Raw genomic sequence first — 597 nt, 5'->3', positions numbered from 1 at the left:
GGCCGGCCTCGCGGCGGTGGCCGCGGTGGGCGGCGTACCGGCGCATGCGGTGCCGGACGGCTGGCAGGTGCTCGCGTACCTGCTGTGCGGCCTCGCGCTGACGGCGGTCGTACGTTCACGGCTGCCGGGGAACGCGACGCGCGGGGTGCTGGCGGCGTCGGGAGCGGTGCTGGCCGGGGCGCTGGTGTGGGCGCTGCCGCCGGTCGCGGCGGTGCTGCTGGGCCCGGTGACGCTGCTGTCGGACGTGTGGGCGGGCTCGCCGGACGGCTTCCGGTCCGCGCTGGGGTCGACGCTGTGGTGGCCGGAGCTGTCGGCGGCCCCGGTGGTGCTCGCCCTGGTGGCCGGGCTGCTGAGGGCGGCGTACCGGTGGTGGCCCTCGCTGGCCCGGATCGCGGCGACGCTGGGTGAGCCGGGGGCGGCGGGGGCTGGTGTGCCTGGCGCTGGGTCGCCGGGTGCGGGTGTGCCGGGGGCCGGAGTGGCTGGCGCCGAGACCGCTGGGGCGGGAGCACCGGGTGCCGGAGCGCCGGGTGCCGGGACGCCCGGCGCTGGGGCGGCGAGTGCGGGTGTGCCGGAGGCCGGGGCGGCGGCGCCCTGGCC

General features: G+C 80.7%; 1 pseudogene. It reads left to right on the top strand.

Features of this window, described 5'->3' with window-relative positions:
* Positions 1–597: pseudogene (locus G3I54_RS09555) on the top strand (hypothetical protein); the annotation flags it as partial.

This window comes from Streptomyces sp. SID14515 (assembly GCF_010548505.1).
GTDB lineage: Bacteria > Actinomycetota > Actinomycetes > Streptomycetales > Streptomycetaceae > Streptomyces > Streptomyces caviscabies.
The sequence above is the reverse complement of the archived record's forward strand: the minus strand, read 5'-3'. Positions and strand labels throughout refer to the sequence as shown.